This window comes from Mycobacterium sp. TH-M15 (assembly GCF_057473705.1).
The window spans coordinates 1-2,417 of sequence record NZ_JBYCLB010000129.1 but is presented as its reverse complement, the minus strand read 5'-3'; the positions used below and the strand labels follow the sequence as shown (position 1 = coordinate 2,417).

Annotated in this window: 4 protein-coding genes; all 4 read left to right on the top strand. The window is 70.0% G+C overall.

Going from position 1 to position 2,417, the window contains the following annotated elements; genetic code table 11:
- On the top strand, nucleotides 1-1,046 hold a 1,046-nt coding region (locus tag AC2VNT_RS03205), incomplete at its 5' end, for an aminotransferase class V-fold PLP-dependent enzyme (protein ID WP_486945483.1).
- 3 nt (nucleotides 1,047-1,049) lie between these two features.
- A complete protein-coding gene (gene sufU / locus AC2VNT_RS03200; RefSeq protein ID WP_486945482.1) occupies nucleotides 1,050-1,607 on the top strand; it encodes a Fe-S cluster assembly sulfur transfer protein SufU in 558 nt (185 codons plus the stop codon).
- The gene (locus AC2VNT_RS03195) at nucleotides 1,607-1,954 is read left to right on the top strand and encodes a metal-sulfur cluster assembly factor (protein ID WP_486945481.1); all 348 of its coding nucleotides are present in this window, start codon (nucleotides 1,607-1,609) and stop codon (nucleotides 1,952-1,954) included. Before sufU ends, AC2VNT_RS03195 begins: the two co-directional genes overlap by 1 nt.
- Nucleotides 1,955-2,226: 272 nt before the next feature.
- A partial coding sequence (locus tag AC2VNT_RS03190; protein ID WP_486945480.1) for a thioredoxin family protein occupies nucleotides 2,227-2,417 on the top strand: 191 nt, incomplete at its 3' end.

Below are 2,417 nucleotides of genomic sequence, written 5' to 3'. Positions count from 1 at the left end.
CCTACGAGAACGGCCGGGCGGCGATCGCCGAGTTCGTCGGCGCCGACGCCGACGAGCTGGTGTTCACCAAGAACGCCACCGAGGCGCTGAACCTGGTGTCCTACGTGCTCGGCGACGACCGGTTCGACCGCGCGGTCGGCCCCGGCGACGTCATCGCCGTCACCGAGTTGGAGCACCACGCCAACCTGGTGCCCTGGCAGGAGCTGGCCCGACGCACCGGGGCGACACTGCGCTGGTATTCGGTGATCGACTCGGGGCCGGACGCCGGGCGCATCGACCTGGACTCGCTGATGCTCGACGGACGGGTGAAAGTCGTTGCATTCACCCATCATTCGAATGTGACCGGGGCGCTGACCCCGGTGGCCGAGCTGGTCTCCCGGGCGCGCGCGGTCGGGGCGCTGACGGTGCTGGACGCCTGCCAGTCGGTGCCGCACCAGCCGGTCGACCTCCGTGCGCTCGACGTCGACTTCGCCGGTTTCTCCGGGCACAAGATGCTGGGCCCCAACGGGATCGGCGTGCTCTACGGGCGTGGTGAGCTGCTCGCCGAGCTGCCGCCGTTCCTCACCGGCGGGTCGATGATCGAGACGGTGACGATGGCGTCGAGCAGCTACGCGCCGCCGCCGCAGCGGTTCGAGCCCGGCACTCCGATGACCTCGCAGGTGGTCGGCCTGGCCGCGGCGGCGAAGTACCTGAGCGCGGTCGGCATGGCCGCGGTGGAAGCCCACGAACGCGACCTGGTGTCCGCCGCCCTGGACGGGCTGGCCGAGATCCCCCAGGTGCGCATCGTCGGGCCGACCACGATGGCCGACCGCGGCTCGCCGGTGGCGTTCGTGGTGGACGGCGTGCACGCCCATGACGTGGGCCAGGTGCTCGACGACGACGGGGTGGCGGTTCGGGTCGGGCATCACTGCACCATGCCGCTGCACCGCCGGTTCAACGTGGCGGCCACCGCCCGGGCGTCGTTCGCGCTGTACAACACGTTCGACGAGGTCGACCGGCTGATCGCCGGGGTGCGCCGGGCCGTGGATTTCTTCGGTAGGGCGTGAGCGATGCGACTCGAGCAGTTCTACCAGGAAGTGATTCTCGATCACTACAAGCACCCGCAGCACCGCGGGCTGCGCGAGCCGTTCGGGGCCGAGGTGCACCACGTGAATCCGACCTGCGGGGACGAGCTCACCCTGCGGGTGGCGCTCTCCGACGGCGGCGAGCGGATCGCCGACGTCTCCTACGACGGGCAGGGCTGCTCGATCAGCCAGGCCGCCACCTCGGTGCTCGCCGGCCAGGTGATCGGGCTGAGCGTGGCCGACGCACTGAAGACGTTCGACGCCTTCCACGCGATGGTCTCCTCGCGGGGGACGGTGGAAGGCGACGAGGAGTTGCTCGGCGACGGGGTGGCGTTCGCCGGCGTCGCCAAGTACCCGGCGCGGGTGAAATGTGCGTTGCTGGGCTGGATGGCGTTCAAGGACGCACTGGCGCGGGCGCTCGGAGCCGGCGCCCCCGAGCCGGCGCCGGCCGAAACCGGTGCCTGGACACACGCGCTGGCACCAGCCGGCGTGGCAACCCAGGTGCCGAACGCCGGCGCCGAAGCAACGATGGAGATGGATTGATGAGCGACGCCGACGGCGCAATGGAGGAGCTGCTCGCCGAGGTCGACGAGTCGATGCACGACGTCATCGACCCGGAGATCGGTATCAACGTGATGGACCTCGGGCTGGTCTACGACCTGTCGGTCAAGCACGGCGACGAGGGCCCGGTGGCGGTGATCACCATGACGCTGACCTCGCCGGCCTGCCCGCTACAGGACATGATCCACGACCAGGTGCACAACGCCACGGTCGGCAGCGGCCTGGTCAGCGAGTTGGACCTGACCTGGGTCTGGGATCCGCCGTGGGGCCCGGACAAGATCACCGACGACGGCCGCGAGATGATGCGCGCCGTCGGCTTCACCGTCTGAGACGGTGTTCTGGCTCTGCCGGACCTGCGGTGTCGCTGGGCGACCCTGGAGGAGCTGACCGCCCAGGGGTGCGGTCGACCGTCGCCGCCCTCGAGGACGGGCTGCTGCTCGCCGGACGGGAACGTGTTGTGGGAGCCGCCCGGCTTCCTCGACGACGCGGCGGTGGCCGCCGTGGCCGAGCGCGGTCCGGTGGTCGGGATCGTGGCCAGCCGCCACCTGACCTGAGGTCGCGTGGCGGGAACACCGCGGGATGTGGCAGCGTTGGGCGGACAATGGCTACTCGAGACATCACCACCGCAGAGTTCGACGAAACCATCAAAGACAACGAGATCGTCCTGGTCGACTTCTGGGCCTCGTGGTGCGGCCCGTGCCGGTCGTTCGCACCGACGTACTCGGCCTCGGCCGAAAAGCACCCGGACATCGTCTTCGCGAAAGTGGACACCGAGGCCGAGCAGCAGCTGGC

Coding starts and splice junctions, on each gene's coding strand:
- AC2VNT_RS03195 (WP_486945481.1), top strand. CDS start 1,607: ATGAGCGACGCCGACGGCGCAATGGAGGAGCTGCTCGCCGAGGTCGAC.
- sufU (WP_486945482.1), top strand. CDS start 1,050: ATGCGACTCGAGCAGTTCTACCAGGAAGTGATTCTCGATCACTACAAG.